The following is an 18,860-nucleotide window of genomic DNA, read 5'->3' as shown; positions in this document are numbered from 1 at the left end:
AGAAAATCGATAACTGGAACAGGGCGTGTGGTTTGTATTATGTGCAAGACATTAATGATTGAATAATAAGTTTTGATTGTTTCAACCCTCTGATGAATAGCGCAATCATTAGAGAAATATAAAACTAAATAATTTAAGAAAGGAATCTGAATAAATGGATTTTACAAATAAGAAAAGTTATATAATCATCCCAAATGTTGCTTTTGGCTTTGGAACAGAGTACCACATGACAACTAATGAGTTTATGGTGTTTGGCTATTTACAATTAGCGAAATCTATTGGTTTGGAAAATCAAATAGTAACAATGATTGATGTAATCGTTGAAGCATTAGATTGGAATACATCAAATACAAGTCGTGATAGAAGCCGTGTGCAAGAAGTATTAACAGGATTGCACAATAAAGGATATATAACTGTTAAATTTAATGGAACTAAGATGGTATCATCTGTATTAATAATTACAATCAAAAAAGAAATGGAAGCTGCTGAAGCAATATCAAAAGTTGATTGGAGGGATAGACCGTTTATTTTTAGTGGTTGGACTAGGATTGAATACTATGAGTACAACCTAGCAAAGTGTAATGGTGAACACTTAATGATAATTGCTTACACGAAATGGAGAGAACAACTTAAAAAAGCTAAGAATATTACCTATAAAATTGCTTATCAGGAGTGGCAAGCGGTTTTAAGCGTAAGTTATACCAAATCGGTAGATACAATAAAAAAGTGTGCAACGTTTATTGAGAAGATTACTGGAGCTTACTATAAAGATGAGGTTGGACAATGGAAACAGGGTGTAAATGAATATTCAGTTAGACATTCTAAACCTAATGTGAAGGAGATTGAAAAGAAAGAAAAAGTAAGGAACGCACAAGAAAAGTTTGCAGAAAAGGTAACTGATTTAAGGTACAAGTTTGAGGATAACATTTTGAAGCAGATTAATGACTATGGCACTAAATGGGAGTTAGACGGTTATACAGCATGGATAGTAACTGATTGCCCTATTCTTAAAGAAGCAGGTGAGAAGAAATTTGAAATACTTGAAAATAAGGGACAGGGTTGGGTTAAAGAAAAACTTGAAAAAGAATATGAAGAACGTAAATTACGTAGAGAACATCAACAGAAAGCGACAGAAAATCATATAAACGATTATGAACCATTCGTTTCTTCTTATAAGAAACCAAAGAAAAGGGAAGGCGGTATTAAAGATTTTTTAGATGATGCTATATGATTTGAATGTCTTGGAATATTGACATAATTTAATATTATCAAGCCCTCAAGTAAGTGTGAGGGCTTTTATTATATGAATTTTAAAATCTGTGACCTATAGTTCCTTACTATCTGTATTATGGTATAATAATGCAAAATTATGTTGTGTTTTCTAGTAAAGCGGTTAATTTCAGCTAACGGTAAATTGTACAACTATGAGAGCTTTTGTCTTTATTTATGATACTAATCCATATTATATGAGTTATTTTTAAAACGATGGTAAAGAAGGTTGGTATGTCATCGGATGAAATAATAGACGTTAAAAAAATTGATATCATTAGAAAAGTATGAAAATTCTCTATCGGGGAAATATTCTCAATTAAGATTAATAGAACGTGTCGACAGTGAGAGGTTTTCACTTTACGAACTAAAGGAGAACGGTTTGAAAGTAGCGCCACAAAATCCAGAGAAAATAAGGGAGTAACTTGAAGTGTATTAGAGAACAATTTGAATGATTACTATTCAGAAGATGTCTTTTCAGAAAAGATTATTAGTGATTTAGAAGAAGGGCATAGACGCCCAGTCAAGGTTTATAAAAATGAGCGTAGATCTATCGCAAGATAAAAATGCTATTATCATAGAAATATTAAAGGGTAATTTGGAAAAAATGAGATGAATAATAAGCTAGTATTTTAATTTGGATTTTATTTTAAGTTAGGGGAGTAGCGTGATGGTTAAGTTATATTTTGCAAAGTTCAATATAAATTCTAATATCAATGAAATTGATGAAGGTGGAATAAAAGATATACTTCAAAAACTTTATATCGCTATTGATGATAAAGTTGATTATGTGAAAGAGATACCGACAAGATATACCGATGAGGACGGGGAAGTTCAAATTTCGTTTAGAGAAGAGAAATATAATTTTTCCCAGATAGTAAAAGATGATGCTACAAAAATAATTACGGGATGGCTTGTGCGAAGGATGCCGATGCATATAGAAGAATTTGATATTAAAGAGAGGATATCAACACCTGCTGTTCTTGATAATACTTCTGCAAGTACTATGTTTTATATAGATTGCGAAAGAGAGATTATAACATTTACGACTAGATTAAGATTAGGTTATGCACAGATAATGGAGGCTTTTGAACAGTTATTTGGGATTTACATAGGGGATGTAGGATTCAAAATTTTCCTTTTGAAAAACCCTTTCAGCATAGATGAAACGCTGGAGCGAATGAAAAAAGTGCATAAAATAACTACTACTTTAATTCCACCTAATGCTGCAAACCGCGCAGCTTTACAGGCACTTCTTGAAGAGAAATCTGAAGAGTTAAGGGATGCCAATGTGACAACTGAAACTACTATTTGGGAAACTGATAAGAAAAATGAAAATGGAATTAATAAATCATCTAGTCGATTTAAGACTTTTATAAATTTAATTAAGGCTTTTGCTGAAAAAGGATATGGAAAAACAGAGATTGAGGGAGAAGATTCAAATGGAAATATAACAGATTTTGATTCGGATAAAGACGCCCCATTTGTCGAAAATGTCTCAGATGCGAATAAAGAAGATAGGGCAACTATTATTCATGTTTCAAATCAAGGAATACAGAAGCTAGCTATAAAAAGTACACTTGATAATCAAGAATAGAAAAAGGTGGGGAGGTAATGGCTAAAACAGAAATATACGATTTTAAGAAATTGTATGAAACTATTAGGAAAGTAGAGAAAGACCAGAAGGTTTTACCCGCTATAATAAATTATAAAGAGTTTGAGTCATGGTTTTCACTTTTACTTTCCTTGACTTTTGGAATAATATTATGGTTATTTACAAATACAAATGATAATAATATAGCTTTCATTGTTTCGAGCAGTCAGAATATGTTACTATATCTAATCTCAGGATTAATAGCTATGCTAGGTTTTATAGTAGCAGGTTTAGCTATAATGATAAGTACTACATCTAAAGCTATAATGAACAAATTAATTAATGAGGGGAAATTTGAATATTTAATAAGCGTGTTTGCGAGCTTTGTGTTTATTTCTGTTGTTATGGTACTTTTGATAATTTGTTGTATGGCACTTTATTTTGTTTTAGGAATTAATTATCCTTTTATAAATTGGTTATATTCAGTTATTGCGTTTTTCTTATCTTATTTAGTATTTTTTACTTTATTTTACGTAGTGTCTTTATTAGGAACGTGTATAAATATATTTATATTTAACTATGATATGTCTGTTAAAGAAGATTAGTTTCAGTATAGATAGTATAATTTAATAAAGGTCTTTGAACCAAGTTCATAAATGTGTAATATCCTTAATGGAGAAAAACGTTTAATATAGAAGTAGAAGTATGGGAAGGCTAATTCCTTTGTGGTGTAAGTGACATCATAACGCTAAGATAATGTGATTGGAAAGTAGACAAAATATGCACTAACCAGCTACAATAGACTTACAAAATAATGCATGTAATGGCAAAGTAATTTATATAGTATTCAAATATTCAATAGCTCGAAAACATTATTATATCAAGGTCTATCGTTAACGAAGTAAAACACGTTAACCGCGTGCTGTATGATGTGACGAGTAAGCCACCTGCAACGATTGAGTGGGAGTAGGGCTAAACATCTAACATCTTGCAATCCTAGTTGTATCAAAAGTTTAAACGTTGTTCGAGTGAGCGTTTAGTTGTTCAACTGCAATAATTGACTTTCAAAATAGGCCTTTCCTTTATTCATGTAATTCATGAGTGAAGGAGGGTCTTTTTTATGGTTAGAATTTTTGAACTGATAGGTGATTTCAAAATGAATCAGGAAATCATTGGTCGTAAGCAAAAGTTGTCCAGATGTATAGTTGGCGGTGAGCTGATATACCAAGTTTTTACTGATATATGTAAGCTTAGCAGTGAATGTATACGGTTAACTTCAGTAAAATGAGGTATAGTATATTTGTTGGGTAGATTCTCTTTAAAGACAAAAAAGTAGGTGAATAAAATGGGAAAATATCAATTGGATACAAAAGGTAAGGTAGCTGTGGCAAAATATCATGAAAAACACAAGCCGGCCCAATTTGATAAAAAGCAGCAACTTGAAAAAATACGTGCGGAGTATTTGAAAAACAAGCAACAACAAGCAGATAAATAATATGAATTTTTACAGAGGGAGACTAAAATATTCCTCTGTTTTTTATTATCATAAGGAAAATAAATTTTTCTGCATGCTATTATTGGGTACCAGGCATATAGAGACGCCATTCGTATAAATTAACCATGATAGAAAATCAAAGTGACATGTTCATTATTCAAATGATGCCGCTGTAAACAGGTAGTTCACCTAGTGCTATTGAGGACAAGAATTATATGAATTGAGCGGAATCTCCTGCTTTGGCATACTGAGCGGAAATGTTAGGCTATCACCGAAGTAAAGTATGTGAACCATGTGCTGTATAAAATAGTACGGGTAAGTTGTTAAGTTGGAATGCTAAATATTAAGTAATACTATTTAACGCTGGGAAAGGTTTTAAAAATACAAAATGAGGGAAATAAAAGCTGTCTCTTGTATTACATAACTTGCAGGTCTATTTGCCAAAAGTGGCACATTAAAGTTGAATACTGAAATATATCGAACGGGGTGAAATATGAGAAAGCGAGTAACAACAAATATTTACAGCTTCGCATTGATTGTAAGTTTCATAGGGGCAATCGTTTTGCCGGTTCAAGCTACTGCAGCAGTGGAGGGTAAAAATACTGCGGTAGTACAACAGGCAGCAAGTCCATTTCAAGACGTATCCCCAGAAGATGAGGCTTACGCAGCCATTGTATGGGCTAAAGACAGAGGGATCATTAGTGGTTACGCAGACAGTACATTTAAGCCGAACGCTTCTATAACGGAGGCGCAATTTGCGAAAATGCTCGTGCAGTTTTTAGGCTTAAAAGATGATAAAGGCGATATACATAAAAATAAATCCGCGAATCATTGGGCGGATAGTCATTACGATAGCTTGGCCGCATATGGTACACCGTTAAATGCTTATTTTAACAATACGTTAAGAAATCAAACAGTAACACGGGGTGTAGTGGCACAGGCAATTGGCTATTTAACAGGCAATGCAACTTCGTTAAGCGGCTCCATTAACTTTATGCTTTCACAAGGGATAACGATCGGTCAAAACCCACAATTTGAAGGGAAGGATTTAAATAAATTTTTCGGTTCGGAAAATTATTTAACGAGAGCACAAGTAGCGTCATTCTTATATCGTATGCATAATTTGGAACTGGAAAGAGCTGCAGGTATTGCAATAGAGGCATATGAGAATAAAGAAGCTTTAACTTTAGTAGCAATAGCTAATAAAGGTATCAGGATGCTGGATAATTCTTTACGTAGAGGAGAATTAGGAAGTGATGCGCCACCACCTAAGAATGAACCTGTAGTAAATGTTAATAGTGCTTATATTCCGATGAAAAAATTAATGCAAAAACCAGAGCTTCCAAATGGCTGTGAAATTGTTTCTCTTACCGCCGTACTAAATCATTATGGATACAATGTTTCGAAAACCACAATGGCGGATCAGTATCTTCCGAAACAAGCTTTCAGCTGGAAAAATGGCAAACGTTATGGACCGGATCCTTACAAAGCCTATGCAGGGAATCCGAGAAGCACAACGAGTGGCTGGTATAGTTTTGCGCCTCCTATCGTGAAGGCTGCTGATAACTATATGGCAACACAAAAAAACAAAATGAAAGCAAAAGATATAAGCGGCAGCAGCCAAAGAGAAATACTTACATATTTAAATAAGGGTGTCCCTGTTGTGATCTGGGTAACGCTGGATTTAAGCAAGCCGGCACTAAATGGGCAATGGTATTTAAGTGACTCTGGCAAATACTATAAAGCTTATACAAATCTGCATGCAGTTGTTTTGACTGGATATAAAGATGGAATAGTAGGTGTGATGAATCCTTTAAGAGGGCAAGTTACGTATAATCTAAATGCATTTTTTAAAAGTTATGCAGAGCTGGGGAAACATGCGCTTGTTTTAGAAAAGCAATAAACCATTATAAGGCTAGCATACCGTAGGAAATTACTTGGGAGCCAACAGCCATAATTGTTGAAGAGTAGACTTAACAATCAGATCCATGGTGTGAAGGTATGAGAAGAGAATTGCCATATCTTTAATTCAACTCTCCGCTATCGTAAGTGATAGCGGGAATTTTTTTCTGTCCTCAATATATACAAAGAACAGAATATAATGAGCCCGGTTATATTCTAGTGAAGTCGAAAGACTATAAGTTTTATTATCTTATGAATAACTTTAAACCTTCATTTTCTTTCAGTTTCATTACAAGAAAATGAAGGCTTTTTCTTTTATAACAGAGGTTTATTAATTATTGCATTTTACCTATTTACGTTTATTTTTCAGGAGAAAAGGTATTAACAGTAGTATACCCGCATCTATACGACAAATTGGTATACCCAAACTATATAACAAACAGGAGGAATGAAACATGGAAACACGTGATAACAAATTATATGGTATTTATAATAATGAAATGGAATTACAAGAAGAAATGGATCGCCTTCGTGCACAAGGTTATGATGAGGAAGATATGTATATCGTCTCGAATCGTGACCAGCAGCTATCGATGTATCGAGGTTCAACATCTTATGTAAATGAAACAAAAGAGGGATCTTGGTGGGATCGATTTAAAGCGTTTATGATGGGTGAAGATTTAGTCCGTGATCAGTATTTTACGCAAATGGGTCTAACGGATGAAGAAAGAAACCGCTACTATGATGAGTTACAAGCTGGTAAATATTTATTATATGTAGATAAACATTACGGTTCTTATTTTGATGAAGGATCAAAAAATTATGGTGTGAATAATGTTTTTGACCGCGATTATGAAAAAACGGATGAAGAGCGTTTAGCACTTCATGAAGAGCGTCTGCAGGTTGATAAAAACCGTGTACAAACAGGTGAAGTCAATGTAGAAAAACGTATTGTAGAAGAACAGCAAACGGTAGAAGTACCTGTAGAGCATGAAGAGGTATACGTAGAAAGACGCCCTGTAAATGAAGAAGTACGTAATGTAAATATGGGCGTTCGTGATGGTATGGCTCATACGTATGAAGAGGATGGAAAAATTCATATCCCAGTAACGGAAGAGCAAGTAGAAGTAACGAAAAAAGATGTCGTGACAGAAGAAATCGTTGTCGGCAAACGGAAAGTGACAGATACTGAAACGGTATCCGATACGGTTCGTCGCGAAGAAGCAGATATTGAGGATACTACCCACAACATCGATGATCCATTAAAGCGTACAGATCGCCGCTATTAAGAGCATTGTAAACTAAAGAGGGAAGCCTATATTATTATAGGCTTCCTTTTTTATTGGGGGGAAACTACTTCTTTTCCGTATCATATATAAGTATAAGAGCTTTTTACTTATGATAGGTTACGTACACCTTATTTATGGGAAGTAGATAGTTTAGTAATATTTATTTATAATGGAACAAATATCTATATTTTATCCAAAAATAATCAGGAGGTTGACAGCATTGAAAAAATGGTTGATAGGTATGCTGCTGCTAGTGGGTGTGTATATGGTGGCCGAGGAAGCAGAAGCGAAGTCTATTGTGTGGGATGGTGCAGAGGTCGTAGAGGGGCAGACGGGAAAAATGACTTTTTCAAAGGACGTAAAGGTTTACAAGAGACAGCCAAACGGCACATTTGCATCAATGGTCGTAAAAGCGAATAATTTTTTCCGTGTTTATACGATTGAATCCTATAATGGCAATACGTATTACTGGATGAGCGGCGGCTACCGCGTGCAGGCGACAAATCTTGTTATCTTTAAAGAAGTACCCAATCATATATTAAATGAGCTGGGCACGTTTAATAAATTGAATACCATGATTTATGCTAAATCAGCGAGCGGCGTCTCTCTAAAGGCATCGCCAAAGGGGAACTCAGAAACGATAGCAAGCTTCCCGCAAGGAACAGTTTTTAAAATTTTGCGTGTTTCGGGAGACTATGTAAAAGTCCAATATGACCCTTATCAGGGGGCAGATCATGTTGTCATTGGCTACGCGTTGAAAAAAGATTTGGCGAATTTAGTATCGCAGGGAACGCTGTATGTACAGACCTCAGGCGAATTGCTGAGAACATTGACAGGAGAAGAAAATTTCTACAGAGAGCATGTAATACGTAATGATAGTGTTACTGTATTCTTTTATGCAGGAAATCAGGCATATGTAAAGTTGCCTCGTGGACAATATGGTTATATAGCAAAATCAGATTTAGGTAAAGCGAAACATGAACCGAAGCCTGTTGCCCAAATTTCATCTCCTTCTGTCATTTCTTTGGATGAATCGAAGGAACTTAGTTGGAGGAGAGGAGGCGCAAGTCATAGCCTTCCTACAAGTGGTAAACTAATACATCAAGGTGATGGTCTTTGGAAGGGGCGGGGGGTCTTTGAAGAGAATGAAGCTTATGCTGAATATGATCTGATACTAAAGACGGTCACAACGAGCTCCTCCTATACAATTGATGGGAGTGTTACCGAATCGGGCAGGCCTGAATTTTCTTACCCAGTTGATAGCATTTCGCTGACGTTCCCTTTGAAAAACGGAGATTTGGCTAGCGTAAATGGTCAAAAAAAACCTATAAAAATCGAATCTGTTGGAACATTCGATGGAAAAGATTATAGTCCAGTAGTCTATATTGGTGATTCCGTTGTAGTAGGAAAGCATTTATACTTCCACGGAAACAAATCTAATTACAGCATTTATCATTAGTAGCCATCTGTCGAGGAAGCCGGAATTGTAATAGGGTAGGATTTCTTTAAAATATGGTCTGATCATGTTTGTAGAAAAATGGATAAAACATAGGCGTTGATTTCTTCCAATAGAATGGCGGAAATCAACGCTTTTTATATTTTTAATATTTATTCAAGCTGATCAGGGTTATAACAAGTTAAGAATCATTGAGGGCAACTTCTTTTCTCCTGTTTAAATCGCCGAGGTTCCCCTTTTTTTATTACTATCTTAGTTGCTATAGGCGGATAGAATCTGTTTCATCACTTATATATGATATTTTTTTGTTTTATTTGTAATATAATTAAGTATTTTTAATAAAAATGTAACATAAGAAGTGAAGGTATGCTAATATTCAAAAGTAATATAGAAGGGAGCTATTACTTTTGAAACTTAAAAATGTAGGGATTATTTTATTTCTTACCCTGTTATTAGCAGCTTGCGGAGATGAAAAAACAACTGTCTCAAGTGAAGGAAGCAAAGATCAGTCAGGAGAAGAAAATACTGCAGCTGAGGAGAAGGAAGGTACAGCGAAATTGGAGATTTCCCAGCAGACTGCGGGTGCTTGGATTGATTCTATTGATTCGGTATGGGTGCATTCTGCAGCAATATTTGAAAATACAGGAGATACACCAGTAGAAATTGGTGAGACTCAAATGAATTATAAGGCGACGGATGGTAGTATCCTTGGAACATCCTCGATGATCTATGCGGTTCCTCAAATAGTAAATCCTGGAGAAACAGCTTTCATTGGTGAATCGACAATTTTAGATGGAACATTAACAGACGAAAGCTTCAGTGAAACGACATTTAACTTCAACTTTAGCGAAACTGCAGACAAGCCTAATCTAATGGAAACTAGCGGAATTAAAGGAATAGACGGTGAGTATGGATATAAAGTGACGGGGATTGTTAAGAACCCGACAACTGAGCAGCAAGAAGATATCCGGTTGGCTGCAGCTTTGTTCGATAACACTGGCGATTTGTTAGGCGTGCTGCAAGGAAGTGTAGATGTAGGCTTAGCTGCAGGTAGTGAAGCTGGTTTTGAACTTAGTTATCCGGAGCTTCCGGAGGAGGTAGCTGCTAAAGTGGCGACGATCGAAGTGAAAAGCTACGGTTGGACATGGTAAGACAGTTTTTACAGGCAGATCAAAGAGGGCAAATTAGATAAAAAATGAGGAGTAAGAAAAAATGAAAAAATGGTTATTTGCAGCAGGTGCGACTGCCTTATTGTTGGCTGGGTGCGGGGAAGAAAAAAAATCAGAGGCAACAAAACAAGAACAATCATCAGATGAGTCAGTGAATGTTGAAAAAGGTTTGTTGAATGTGGAAGTCACATTACCTGCGAGCTTCTTTGAAGATACCACAGAAGAAGAGATTATGACAGGAGCTAAAGAAGAAGGCTTCACTGAGACAACAGTGAACGAAGATGGTTCTGTCACATATAAAATGTCAAAATCTAAGCATAAGGAAATGATGAAGGAATTAGAGGATGGGATTGTTGAGTCGATTAAGGAGATTGTCGAATCGGGTGATTACCCTTCCATTAAAGAAATTTCATATAATAAAAGCTTTGATGAATTTGATGTGAAGGTCGACCGTGAACTATATGAAAACGGCTTTGACGGCTTCGCGATTTTAGGCATCGTCATGACAGGCGCATACTATAGTGCATTTAATGGAGATGCGGCTGAAGACCTGAAACTAACATTTAATATGATCGATGCAGCGACAGATGAAATTTACGAGACAGCTGTATACCCAGATGACTGGGAAGAAACAGAGGAAGCAGAATAGTCTATTAAAAGAAAATCATAGTACAGATGGCTGATACTGTCCATTCTATGGATGAACTAAAAAAGGAGCCCCCTTCCATACACGTTCATGTGAGTGGGAGGGAGCTTTTATTATTTATCCAGCTATGCTCCATAGTGTACGTTTTTAAAGTGGAAGGTTTGAACATTTTAAAAGCCGGATAGAAATGGGTCATGATAGTATGCGTAGGTGATAAAGAATTCTAGTTAGTACAAACAAATAGGATCTGGAAAGTTAAAGTTACTAAGCATAGGAATTTGTTTGCCGTTAGAAGGGAGCGGCAAACACAGATTCAAGCTCTCATGTTTTTCTATAGGATTGGCAGAATATACTATAGGCTAACTGAGATCCTATAAACGAACGATATAGTTGATCTTGCTGCAACAGATATTAATTAAGTTTCCGTCACGAAGTTGAAGAACTTTTCCATCCGCGATATTTTCAAATATCCCAGTTACAGGGGCAGGGTTATTTGTATAAACTACAATTGTATCACCTTCAGCGATTCCTTGTAGTAAGTCACGACAAGAGCAGCCATCGCTATGATGTTTTTCCTGATCTTTACATTTGTCTTTATCGTGTTTATGGCAATCAAACTCTTTTGTTGAGCGTTGACATTTGTATTGTTTCAATCTCTTCACCTCCTTTTGCAGAACTATAGTATTGTATGTTGATAGAAGAAAAAAGGCTGGGGCGAATTGCTTGGTTAAGAGAAAAAAACAATAACTAAAATTATGAGGAATATAGATTCAACATAAAATATCCATTAATAGAATAATTTTGGAATTCGTATTTCTTTTGCTGATTACAAGAAAATAAGGGGTATTTATACTTGAATAGAAGATATTTTAAAAGCATCTCAAAAGGATAGAGGAGAGTTTATCTTCATTCCCTTTAGAGATGCTTTTATTTTTAAATTAGCAGGGGCTGGCAATGATGTCCTGCTGGGGGGCATTGTTGTGATTACATCCATTTCATTTGAAGGATGGCTTGTAATTGCTTGAAATTTTCCTGACCGATATTTTTTTCGATACTCCGATCAATTTCTTTTTTTATTTCTAGGCTATGATGATAGACTTCTTCGCCTAAAGGAGTCAGCTCTACCCGTCTTTGTGTTTTCGGTGCTTTGACAAGCTCTGTTTGGACTAACTGCTTATCTTCTAATACTTTTACAAATTTATGAACTGCCTGTTTTGAAATCTCGACTCTTTTTAAGATATCAGGAATTGTCGTTGCTCCTCCGCGTATACAATTTAAGATATACCATTCGGAAGTGGTAATTTGAATATTGTTTTGAAGATTCCAGGTAGTAACAACTGCTTCACGCAGCTGCTTATAATGTTTGTGTAATAAATCAATTGTTTCGCTCATAATGCCTCCTTTGCCATCTACTATAAACAACTTAGGTATTTTGGTCAATTAGGTTGACCAAAAAACTTTTATGAGGTAAAATAATATATAGTAAACCAGGTTGACCATAGGGGGGAGAACATGTTTTCAATAGGTGATACAGTTTTCTACAGCGCACAAGGTATTTGTTCCATTGAAGAAATAAAAGAACAGAAGTTTGGGAAAGAAGCTCAGCTTTATTACACGCTACGTTCGCACCACAACCCAAATCTTACTCTATATCATCCTGTCGATACGGTTGATTCGAAGCTAAAAAGGCTGATGACGAAAGAACAGGCTGTGTCAGTATTACATTGTTTTAAAAATGTAGCTGATTCATGGGATGAGAAAACAAATGTAAGATCTCATTCATATCAGGCTACGATTAGCTCAGAAGATCATTTAAAGATTGCGCAGATGGCCAATACTTTGCTTCGTAGAAAATCGGAGCTGGAGGAAATCGATAAGAAGTTACCAGTCCAGGATGCTCAAGTGTTACAACGCGTAACGACAATTTTGTATGAAGAACTGGCAAATGCCTTAAACACAACTGCGGGCGATATATCGAATCAAATCGATGAAATTATACAAAAGAATTAGATTTATATAGTGCATGTACCTTATTGGTGCATGTGCTTTTTTGTGTTGTACATATTGGAACAACTATATGCTTCGACCGTCTAATCGGCAAAAGGGGTGTTTTATAAGGTGAAGAGACTGTTCGTATTAACTATAATAATTTTTTTACTAAGTAGCTGTAAAACAGAGTTTTCAAAAGAGATGGAAGGGAGCAGTTCTGCAGCAGAGGAAATAAAGCCTCCGAAAGTGGCAATTACATCAAAGAATGGAATCTATCCAATGGGGCAGGGGAGCTTTAATTGGACAATAGACGGTAAGAAGAAAGGGGAAACGGTGACAAGTATTGCAGATACAGCTGTTCCTAGTGCTTCTATAAAAGGCGGCAAGTTCACCTCGATTAGCAAAACGGAAGTGCTTACCTTGCTGTTTACAGTCGAACCAGAGCGTTATGAGCTATATGGCTGGTATATAGACGGCACAAAGAACAAAGTAACAAAGCTGGAAGAATTAAAGGGAGACACACCAGTGGCCATCGAAGTACTGGCTTATTATCCCCAAGGGTATGCCTCTTATGTGCTTCCGGTCATTTTTGAATAATAAGCTCTAAAAGCAAAAGACTGTCCTGTTGTAAAAAATACAACAGGACAGCCTTTAATAAGGTTCTATAATAGTTCGTCTTTTACGTAATCAGCCCACTGATAATCGAGGCATTGTAACTTCTTTTTTTGTGAATGGGGGAAACCGTCTTTCTTTGTCTTGATGGCACATAGCAGACAGGAGCAGTGAATCTTTCCTTTTGCAAAACGCCCCTCAAATGAAATGTTCCATCCATATTGCTCGGCGATTCTTACTTTACGTCGAATGACTCTCTTTCGATGGTGCCTATAATAGGCACGGTTTCTATTTGTTTGATGCTGCCTCATTGCTATCTACTCCTTTGGGATAAGGCTCAGCCTGCAAGCCTCCCCCAAAGAAAATCTGGAAGCTTACAGGCTGAGTATGTTAGCAGAAAGCAGGTAGTGAATATGCATAGTCAGCCCCCTTTATTTATATTCTGAAGACCATCCTGCTTTAGAGAAGGTTCTTAAACTCGCACCAATCAACTAGGCGCGGCAGCTCGATTTGCTGATTATAGGATTGATTTTTTACAATTACCTTCGTGCCAAGCTCAGCCAGTGTTTCCAGTACAGCAGGTTTATCATCAACATAGTAGTCGAGCTCAAGTGATTGGATAATCTTGATTTTTTCATGGTCTGCCATACCGCAGAAGAAATTTTCATCCTTTACTGGGAAACCTTGAGCTTTTACCCATTCGCGTGTCTGCCCGCAATACTGCTTTGGTCTCGAGGTAATATAGAATATCTCATGCCCCTCTGCAACAAGTCCGTTCAATGTGTCGATGGCATCTGCAAAAGCGGGGCAGTCAGTGAAATAAATTTCTTCCATACAGTCCATCCACATTTGGCTGCCCTGCTCATTCGTTAATCCGAAAGGAGCATGTATCTCTACAGTGGAAAGCGATAGGAATAAATCAATTCCTAATTCTTTATTTAATTTTTTGTTATATAGGTGAAACGCATGTTCACGTAAATTGATAAGTGTGTCGTCTATGTCAAAGCCAAATTTCATTATATCCTCCTGTATCTAGCCCATTATTGAAAAATGTGAGAAAAATCCCTGCTCTTTTTCAATCTGTAATGCCTGGAGCTTTTCAATCTCTTGTTTGCGCTGCGAGGCACATGTTAGTGAAGCAAGTTGTTCAATTGTTTGTTTTTCTAGAAGCTCAGCGAGGATATCTGCATCCTTCATGGCACTATTCAAACCAAATGCACCGGTGGGGGTCATTGTATGAGCGGCATCACCGATCAGGGCGAGCCCGTTATACCCCCAATGCTCCGCCTGGCTGCTGAATACATCGAGAAAAATAAAATCTTCCCAAGAAGTAATATGCTCATGCACAGCTTCTGATAGGTCCGGAAACGCATTGATCAGCTTTTCGATAAAGGGAACAAAGGGCTGCTTCCGAAGCATTGAATAGCTTCTCGGGGGTATATTCCATCCGATTTGTACATAGTTTTTTGCCTGAGTGAATAGTGAAATCTGCATATCCTCGACGAGTGCCATTTTGATAGAGGGCTGCCAGCCATGGGGAGCTGGTATGCGAGCCCATAGCAGGTCATAACCGTGCTTATGGATCGCTGTCTTGATCTGAGCCTTTTTTCGAACAGTTGAAAACCGTCCGTCTGCTCCGACAATAAGCTTACTATTGATAATAAATTTTTCCCCGTTACGTATGACATGGACCCCTGTATAGCGTCCATCTGCATCTTGAAAAAGATCTGTAACCCGCGAGTTCAGATAATACTCGAACCCCTCGTAGAGTTGGGCAGCATCAAAGATAGCCTGTAAGAGATGGGCTTGTGGAACATGGATGCCTAAATGGCCGACAGCTGGGTCGGGGGAGGTGGTTTTGATTAATTGACCATTGTGCCAGTACTCCAGCTGCTCCATTTTTAATAGCCCGAGCTTTTCTACCGCATTGAAAAGATTGTGCTTTTTCAAAATAGCTTCGCCTTCTTCGTTTATATGCTCTCCGCGAAAGGACTTAGCAATTTGCCCCGAACGCTCCAATAATAGAACGGAGAATCCTTTCTTTGCTAATAAATAGGCAAGTAAAGCACCGCCGGGTCCACCGCCGACAATACAGACATCTACTGTTTGAATCATAAGGCTATCCTTCCTTTGGGTAAGCGGTAATTCGCAAATCCTCGCCAATTTTTTCAATATCGGCAAAATCTAGTAGCATGGCGGCATCAATCGTTTCTACGTCCATTCCCGTAAATGGCGTAATTGAATGGCGTCCACCCAGTACTTTGGGTGCCATGTAAACAAGGAATTTTTGAATGAGTCCGTCACGCAGGAAGGAGGCATTCACTTCTCCGCCGCCTTCAACCAAGACATCGGTAATACCAAGTTTATAAAGCTGATCCAGCATAGAATGCAGATCAAGCTTGCCCTCAACAAGTGGTACATAAATGAATTCTGCCCCTGTATTTTTGAATGTATTGGTTTTTTCCTGCTGTCCTTCAGCTGTCACAATAATTGTTCTCGCGATATTGGTTTGTAAAATTTGTGCATCGAGGGGTGTTTTCAGCTGACGGTCTAATATAATTCGAGTAGGATTTTTACCGGTGCGTCCCTTAAGCCTTGTGGTTAAAGCTGGATTATCTTTTAACACGGTGCCTATTCCAACAAGAATGGCATCTACTTCATTGCGAAGCTCATGCACATCCTGGCGTGCTTCCTCTCCCGTAATCCATTGGGAATGTCCATTATATGTAGCAATCTTTCCATCTAGAGTCATAGCAAATTTCGAAATGACGAATGGGCGGGAGGCCACCATATTATGAATGAACCGTTCATTTAAGCGGCGGGCTTGTTTTTCCAACAGTCCCACTTCTACCTCGATTCCTGCATCGCGCAATAGTTGAATACCTCGTCCTGCAACGGAAGGATTGGGGTCCTCCATTGCTACGACGACACGCTGTACACCTGATTCTTTTACAAGGTTCGCGCATGGAGGGGTTTTACCGAAATGAGAGCAAGGTTCTAGCGTCACATATAATGTTGCACCTTTTGCATGTTCTCCGGCCATATGAAATGCATGTACCTCTGCATGAGGCTCCCCGGATTTTCTATGAAGTCCAGTCCCAACAATAGAACCGTCCTTCACAATCACCGCCCCCACAAGCGGATTTGGATTTGTTTTTCCTTTTGCGCTTGAAGCAAGATCAAGGGCGAGTTGCATGTAATACTGGTCGTTCTTCATCTTCAAGTCCTCCATCTGTCAAGATATGGCCAGCTTTTTCTACTTTTGTTTGCAAATAAAAGCGGTTTGTTTCTGTCATGCCGCCCCAAAGCGGAATATGCTTATCCGCTAATAAGCCATGCTGTTGAAGAGCGGCCAGCTTATTTGGATTATTTGTAATAAGAGTTGAAGGCTTTTGACGAAGTGCTTCTAATAGTAGAATGGCGTCTTCGTATGAACGTATATCATCCTCAAATCCTAACGCATGGTTTGCTTCCACCGTGTCATATCCATTCTCCTGCAGCAGGTAAGCCAGCGTTTTAGAAAATAAGCCTATACCTCGTCCCTCATGATCTGCTAAATAGAAAATGGCGCCGCAGCCATGATCGGCAATCATTTTCATCGATTCATGAAGCTGATAACCGCAGTCACAACGCTGGCTGCCGAAAATGTCCCCAGTATGACAAATCGAATGCATGCGAATTAGCGCCTCATCGGCATTGGCAAAATCTCCATATACTAAGATGGATGATTGTTGTCCTATTGCAAGGTTTGTTTTAGATATATTCTCTATAACCTGTTCGGCTGTAGTACTAGCTTCCACAGACAGCCATGAATACCACTGGAATGTAGCTTCAAAATCGCCTTGCTTAATGGGTAGACGGACAGGGCCTACTAGACATAGGTTTTCTGTCTCGTTGCGTTTAATAAGCTGTATCTTTTTTGATAAAATCTCAAATTCTTTTTTCATTGTCATCACCATTCATCGTTTTAGTTTAAGTCTATGATAAAAGGAGAGGGGAGTATTAGGCATGGAAGAGCTTTTTTGCCCTGCGGCTTTGATGTTGCCTTTTTAACTTCCTTCAGCAAAACTCCCCCGGCCTTATAGGTGTCAAGATGAATCTCGACACATTACCATCCAGGCAAAGTAGTTACTAGTAAACCATGACGGGATAAGCTCTATTAGTCAACTTTTCCGTCTTCCTTCATATAACTTACGTTTCGTAATTAAATATATAAAAGTTAACGTGTGTTGTCTATTTTTTCATTCTCTTTTAATAGGAAAAGTGCTTTCTTCATTATTTCTTTAAATATTTTATTGTATAGAAAAGGAATATAACAGCACCTATCTTTCATACATAAAATGAAGGGGGAGAGGCTGTGTTTAAAGGAGAAAAGGAAATCCAAATGATAGAGTATGTACCAGAGTCGGTGAAAAAGGCAGGGGTAAGACTGGCGGAAGTAGGGGAAGTACAAACTATTTCTTTTACAGCACGAAAGCTCGTCATTGCTCTTGCCCGGACAATTTTAGCGATGAACCCGAAAGATAAGGATGTAGTGCATCAGGCAATCAGCTCTTATAGTGCGCTGTATCCGCTTATCAGTGAGGATAAGGAGTTCCGGTTTGCAGCGGATGTAGATGCAAAAATACGGGATTATATTTTGTCGACACGTACAGGAGAGCTTGCTCCAGCAATTGGCTATTTATTTGCTCAGGAGCAGTTAAACAAACCGTTTATTGTTGACTTTTCAGGGCAGATGGAAGATGAAGCAGCAAAGGCGGCAGTTCCTGACATGATTGCTGCATCATCTACCGGAGAAATTACTTTTATCGAATCCAAGGGATCAAAAGATACCCGCAACAAAGGGAAGCTGCGGGATGCCCTTATCCAAAGTGAAAGTGCCGCAACCTTAGTTGAAGGAGCAGTAGATGACTTTTATGGCCTTTTCATTTCCATTCCTAAAGCCGATGCCGACTATCCTGCATCGATCCACTATACCTCTACAATCAATGAGGGACAACGTAAAGCTCATGATCTTCGGCGTCTTATGTTTAAACATTATGCCAGCTGGTTTATGCTTCTTGGGTTCCAAGAAGAGGCCGAAAGATTGGCTGATGGAGAGAACATCATGATCAAGAGGCCAAAAAAAGAGGTAATGGTGAAAAAGAAGAAGTATTATCTGCTGGACACTTCAGATTCGCTTTTCTTCAATGCTATCAACATATGGGATAAGCAATTTAAGCGGGCAAAGTTCGCTATTGCAGCAGATGTTTTTACTTTTTTAACAGGACGTATAGATGGTGCGGTCGATTTCTCTTCATATGGTCAGCTTCTGAAGCAAGGGAAGAAATATGATTTTTTTGCAGATGGGACGGCTGTTTTTTATAAATAAGAAAGAGATACGCAAATGAATTATTTGCGTATTTTTTATTTGCATATTTTTCCTGGTATGATCAATTT

At 37.7% G+C, this 18,860-nt stretch carries 19 protein-coding genes and 1 pseudogene; 13 read left to right on the top strand and 7 right to left on the bottom strand.

The window, feature by feature from the left end; all coding sequences use genetic code 11:
- Positions 1-154 precede the first annotated feature (154 nt).
- From AA0Y26_RS20270 to AA0Y26_RS20225, 10 genes and pseudogenes are all read left to right on the top strand, one after another.
- The gene (locus AA0Y26_RS20270; RefSeq protein WP_413363823.1) at positions 155-1,231 is read left to right on the top strand and encodes a hypothetical protein; all 1,077 of its coding nucleotides are present in this window, start codon (positions 155-157) and stop codon (positions 1,229-1,231) included.
- A gap of 708 nt (positions 1,232-1,939) precedes the next feature.
- Positions 1,940-2,866 carry a hypothetical protein gene (locus tag AA0Y26_RS20265; RefSeq protein WP_413363822.1) on the top strand — a complete coding sequence of 309 codons (927 nt, stop codon included), beginning with the start codon at positions 1,940-1,942 and terminating at the stop codon, positions 2,864-2,866.
- 17 nt (positions 2,867-2,883) lie between these two features.
- Positions 2,884-3,468, top strand: coding sequence for a hypothetical protein (locus AA0Y26_RS20260; RefSeq protein ID WP_413363821.1), 585 nt, complete (start codon positions 2,884-2,886; stop codon positions 3,466-3,468).
- 269 nt (positions 3,469-3,737) lie between these two features.
- Positions 3,738-3,833: pseudogene (locus tag AA0Y26_RS20255) on the top strand (hypothetical protein); the annotation flags it as partial.
- 375 nt (positions 3,834-4,208) lie between these two features.
- The gene (locus AA0Y26_RS20250) at positions 4,209-4,358 is read left to right on the top strand and encodes a hypothetical protein (RefSeq protein WP_413363820.1); all 150 of its coding nucleotides are present in this window, start codon (positions 4,209-4,211) and stop codon (positions 4,356-4,358) included.
- A gap of 493 nt (positions 4,359-4,851) precedes the next feature.
- Complete coding sequence (locus AA0Y26_RS20245; protein ID WP_413363819.1) at positions 4,852-6,261, top strand: C39 family peptidase; 1,410 nt, start codon at positions 4,852-4,854, stop codon at positions 6,259-6,261.
- A gap of 454 nt (positions 6,262-6,715) precedes the next feature.
- Positions 6,716-7,549, top strand: a complete 834-nt coding sequence (locus AA0Y26_RS20240; protein WP_413363818.1) for a DUF2382 domain-containing protein — start codon at positions 6,716-6,718, stop codon at positions 7,547-7,549.
- A 220-nt stretch (positions 7,550-7,769) separates the two neighbouring features.
- Positions 7,770-9,008, top strand: coding sequence for a hypothetical protein (locus AA0Y26_RS20235; RefSeq protein WP_413363817.1), 1,239 nt, complete (start codon positions 7,770-7,772; stop codon positions 9,006-9,008).
- 404 nt (positions 9,009-9,412) lie between these two features.
- Entirely contained in the window at positions 9,413-10,156 is a 744-nt protein-coding gene (locus tag AA0Y26_RS20230; protein ID WP_413363816.1) for an FxLYD domain-containing protein, read from the top strand.
- A gap of 61 nt (positions 10,157-10,217) precedes the next feature.
- Positions 10,218-10,823, top strand: coding sequence for a hypothetical protein (locus tag AA0Y26_RS20225; RefSeq protein WP_413363815.1), 606 nt, complete (start codon positions 10,218-10,220; stop codon positions 10,821-10,823).
- A 368-nt stretch (positions 10,824-11,191) separates the two neighbouring features.
- Here AA0Y26_RS20225 and AA0Y26_RS20220 read toward each other — a convergent pair whose 3' ends face one another.
- Positions 11,192-11,473, bottom strand: a complete 282-nt coding sequence (locus tag AA0Y26_RS20220; RefSeq protein WP_413363814.1) for a hypothetical protein — start codon at positions 11,471-11,473, stop codon at positions 11,192-11,194.
- A 331-nt stretch (positions 11,474-11,804) separates the two neighbouring features.
- Entirely contained in the window at positions 11,805-12,212 is a 408-nt protein-coding gene (locus tag AA0Y26_RS20215; protein WP_413363813.1) for a MarR family winged helix-turn-helix transcriptional regulator, read from the bottom strand.
- A 120-nt stretch (positions 12,213-12,332) separates the two neighbouring features.
- Between AA0Y26_RS20215 and AA0Y26_RS20210 the strand changes: the two genes are divergently transcribed.
- Positions 12,333-12,830: a CarD family transcriptional regulator gene (locus AA0Y26_RS20210; protein WP_413363812.1), complete on the top strand. Its 498-nt coding sequence runs from the start codon at positions 12,333-12,335 to the stop codon at positions 12,828-12,830.
- 225 nt (positions 12,831-13,055) lie between these two features.
- On the top strand, positions 13,056-13,406 hold the full coding sequence (locus AA0Y26_RS20205) for a hypothetical protein (RefSeq protein WP_413363811.1): 351 nt from the start codon (positions 13,056-13,058) through the stop codon (positions 13,404-13,406).
- Between the two features lie 65 nt (positions 13,407-13,471).
- Here the strand turns inward: AA0Y26_RS20205 and AA0Y26_RS20200 are convergent, their stop codons facing one another.
- The 5 genes from AA0Y26_RS20200 to AA0Y26_RS20180 form a co-directional block, all read right to left on the bottom strand.
- Complete coding sequence (locus tag AA0Y26_RS20200; protein WP_413363810.1) at positions 13,472-13,732, bottom strand: hypothetical protein; 261 nt, start codon at positions 13,730-13,732, stop codon at positions 13,472-13,474.
- A 148-nt stretch (positions 13,733-13,880) separates the two neighbouring features.
- Positions 13,881-14,438, bottom strand: coding sequence for a 5' nucleotidase, NT5C type (locus AA0Y26_RS20195; RefSeq protein ID WP_413363809.1), 558 nt, complete (start codon positions 14,436-14,438; stop codon positions 13,881-13,883).
- A 15-nt stretch (positions 14,439-14,453) separates the two neighbouring features.
- Positions 14,454-15,536: an FAD-dependent monooxygenase gene (locus AA0Y26_RS20190; RefSeq protein ID WP_413363808.1), complete on the bottom strand. Its 1,083-nt coding sequence runs from the start codon at positions 15,534-15,536 to the stop codon at positions 14,454-14,456.
- Positions 15,537-15,540: 4 nt separating this feature from the next.
- Complete coding sequence (gene ribD, locus AA0Y26_RS20185; protein WP_413363807.1) at positions 15,541-16,638, bottom strand: bifunctional diaminohydroxyphosphoribosylaminopyrimidine deaminase/5-amino-6-(5-phosphoribosylamino)uracil reductase RibD; 1,098 nt, start codon at positions 16,636-16,638, stop codon at positions 15,541-15,543.
- On the bottom strand, positions 16,601-17,374 hold the full coding sequence (locus AA0Y26_RS20180) for a GTP cyclohydrolase II (RefSeq protein WP_413363806.1): 774 nt from the start codon (positions 17,372-17,374) through the stop codon (positions 16,601-16,603). The genes ribD and AA0Y26_RS20180 overlap by 38 nt, the downstream gene beginning before the upstream one ends.
- 404 nt (positions 17,375-17,778) lie before the next feature.
- On the opposite strand from AA0Y26_RS20180, the gene AA0Y26_RS20175 reads away from it, so the two are divergent.
- Complete coding sequence (locus tag AA0Y26_RS20175) at positions 17,779-18,792, top strand: hypothetical protein (RefSeq protein WP_413363805.1); 1,014 nt, start codon at positions 17,779-17,781, stop codon at positions 18,790-18,792.
- Positions 18,793-18,860: the final 68 nt, after the last annotated feature.

Origin of the sequence: Lysinibacillus canaveralius, from assembly GCF_047301505.1 — a bacterium.
GTDB lineage: Bacteria > Bacillota > Bacilli > Bacillales_A > Planococcaceae > Lysinibacillus_B.
The sequence above is the reverse complement of the archived record's forward strand: the minus strand, read 5'-3'. Positions and strand labels throughout refer to the sequence as shown.

What these genes read in the sequence shown, in the direction of transcription:
- ribD (WP_413363807.1), bottom strand. Translation starts at nt 16,638, where the DNA reads ATGAAGAACGACCAGTATTACATGCAACTCGCCCTTGATCTTGCTTCA.
- AA0Y26_RS20215 (WP_413363813.1), bottom strand. Translation starts at nt 12,212, where the DNA reads ATGAGCGAAACAATTGATTTATTACACAAACATTATAAGCAGCTGCGT.
- AA0Y26_RS20210 (WP_413363812.1), top strand. Translation starts at nt 12,333, where the DNA reads ATGTTTTCAATAGGTGATACAGTTTTCTACAGCGCACAAGGTATTTGT.
- AA0Y26_RS20190 (WP_413363808.1), bottom strand. Translation starts at nt 15,536, where the DNA reads ATGATTCAAACAGTAGATGTCTGTATTGTCGGCGGTGGACCCGGCGGT.
- AA0Y26_RS20225 (WP_413363815.1), top strand. Translation starts at nt 10,218, where the DNA reads ATGAAAAAATGGTTATTTGCAGCAGGTGCGACTGCCTTATTGTTGGCT.
- AA0Y26_RS20195 (WP_413363809.1), bottom strand. Translation starts at nt 14,438, where the DNA reads ATGAAATTTGGCTTTGACATAGACGACACACTTATCAATTTACGTGAA.
- AA0Y26_RS20270 (WP_413363823.1), top strand. Translation starts at nt 155, where the DNA reads ATGGATTTTACAAATAAGAAAAGTTATATAATCATCCCAAATGTTGCT.
- AA0Y26_RS20265 (WP_413363822.1), top strand. Translation starts at nt 1,940, where the DNA reads ATGGTTAAGTTATATTTTGCAAAGTTCAATATAAATTCTAATATCAAT.
- AA0Y26_RS20250 (WP_413363820.1), top strand. Translation starts at nt 4,209, where the DNA reads ATGGGAAAATATCAATTGGATACAAAAGGTAAGGTAGCTGTGGCAAAA.
- AA0Y26_RS20240 (WP_413363818.1), top strand. Translation starts at nt 6,716, where the DNA reads ATGGAAACACGTGATAACAAATTATATGGTATTTATAATAATGAAATG.
- AA0Y26_RS20200 (WP_413363810.1), bottom strand. Translation starts at nt 13,732, where the DNA reads ATGAGGCAGCATCAAACAAATAGAAACCGTGCCTATTATAGGCACCAT.
- AA0Y26_RS20245 (WP_413363819.1), top strand. Translation starts at nt 4,852, where the DNA reads ATGAGAAAGCGAGTAACAACAAATATTTACAGCTTCGCATTGATTGTA.
- AA0Y26_RS20180 (WP_413363806.1), bottom strand. Translation starts at nt 17,374, where the DNA reads ATGACAATGAAAAAAGAATTTGAGATTTTATCAAAAAAGATACAGCTT.
- AA0Y26_RS20260 (WP_413363821.1), top strand. Translation starts at nt 2,884, where the DNA reads ATGGCTAAAACAGAAATATACGATTTTAAGAAATTGTATGAAACTATT.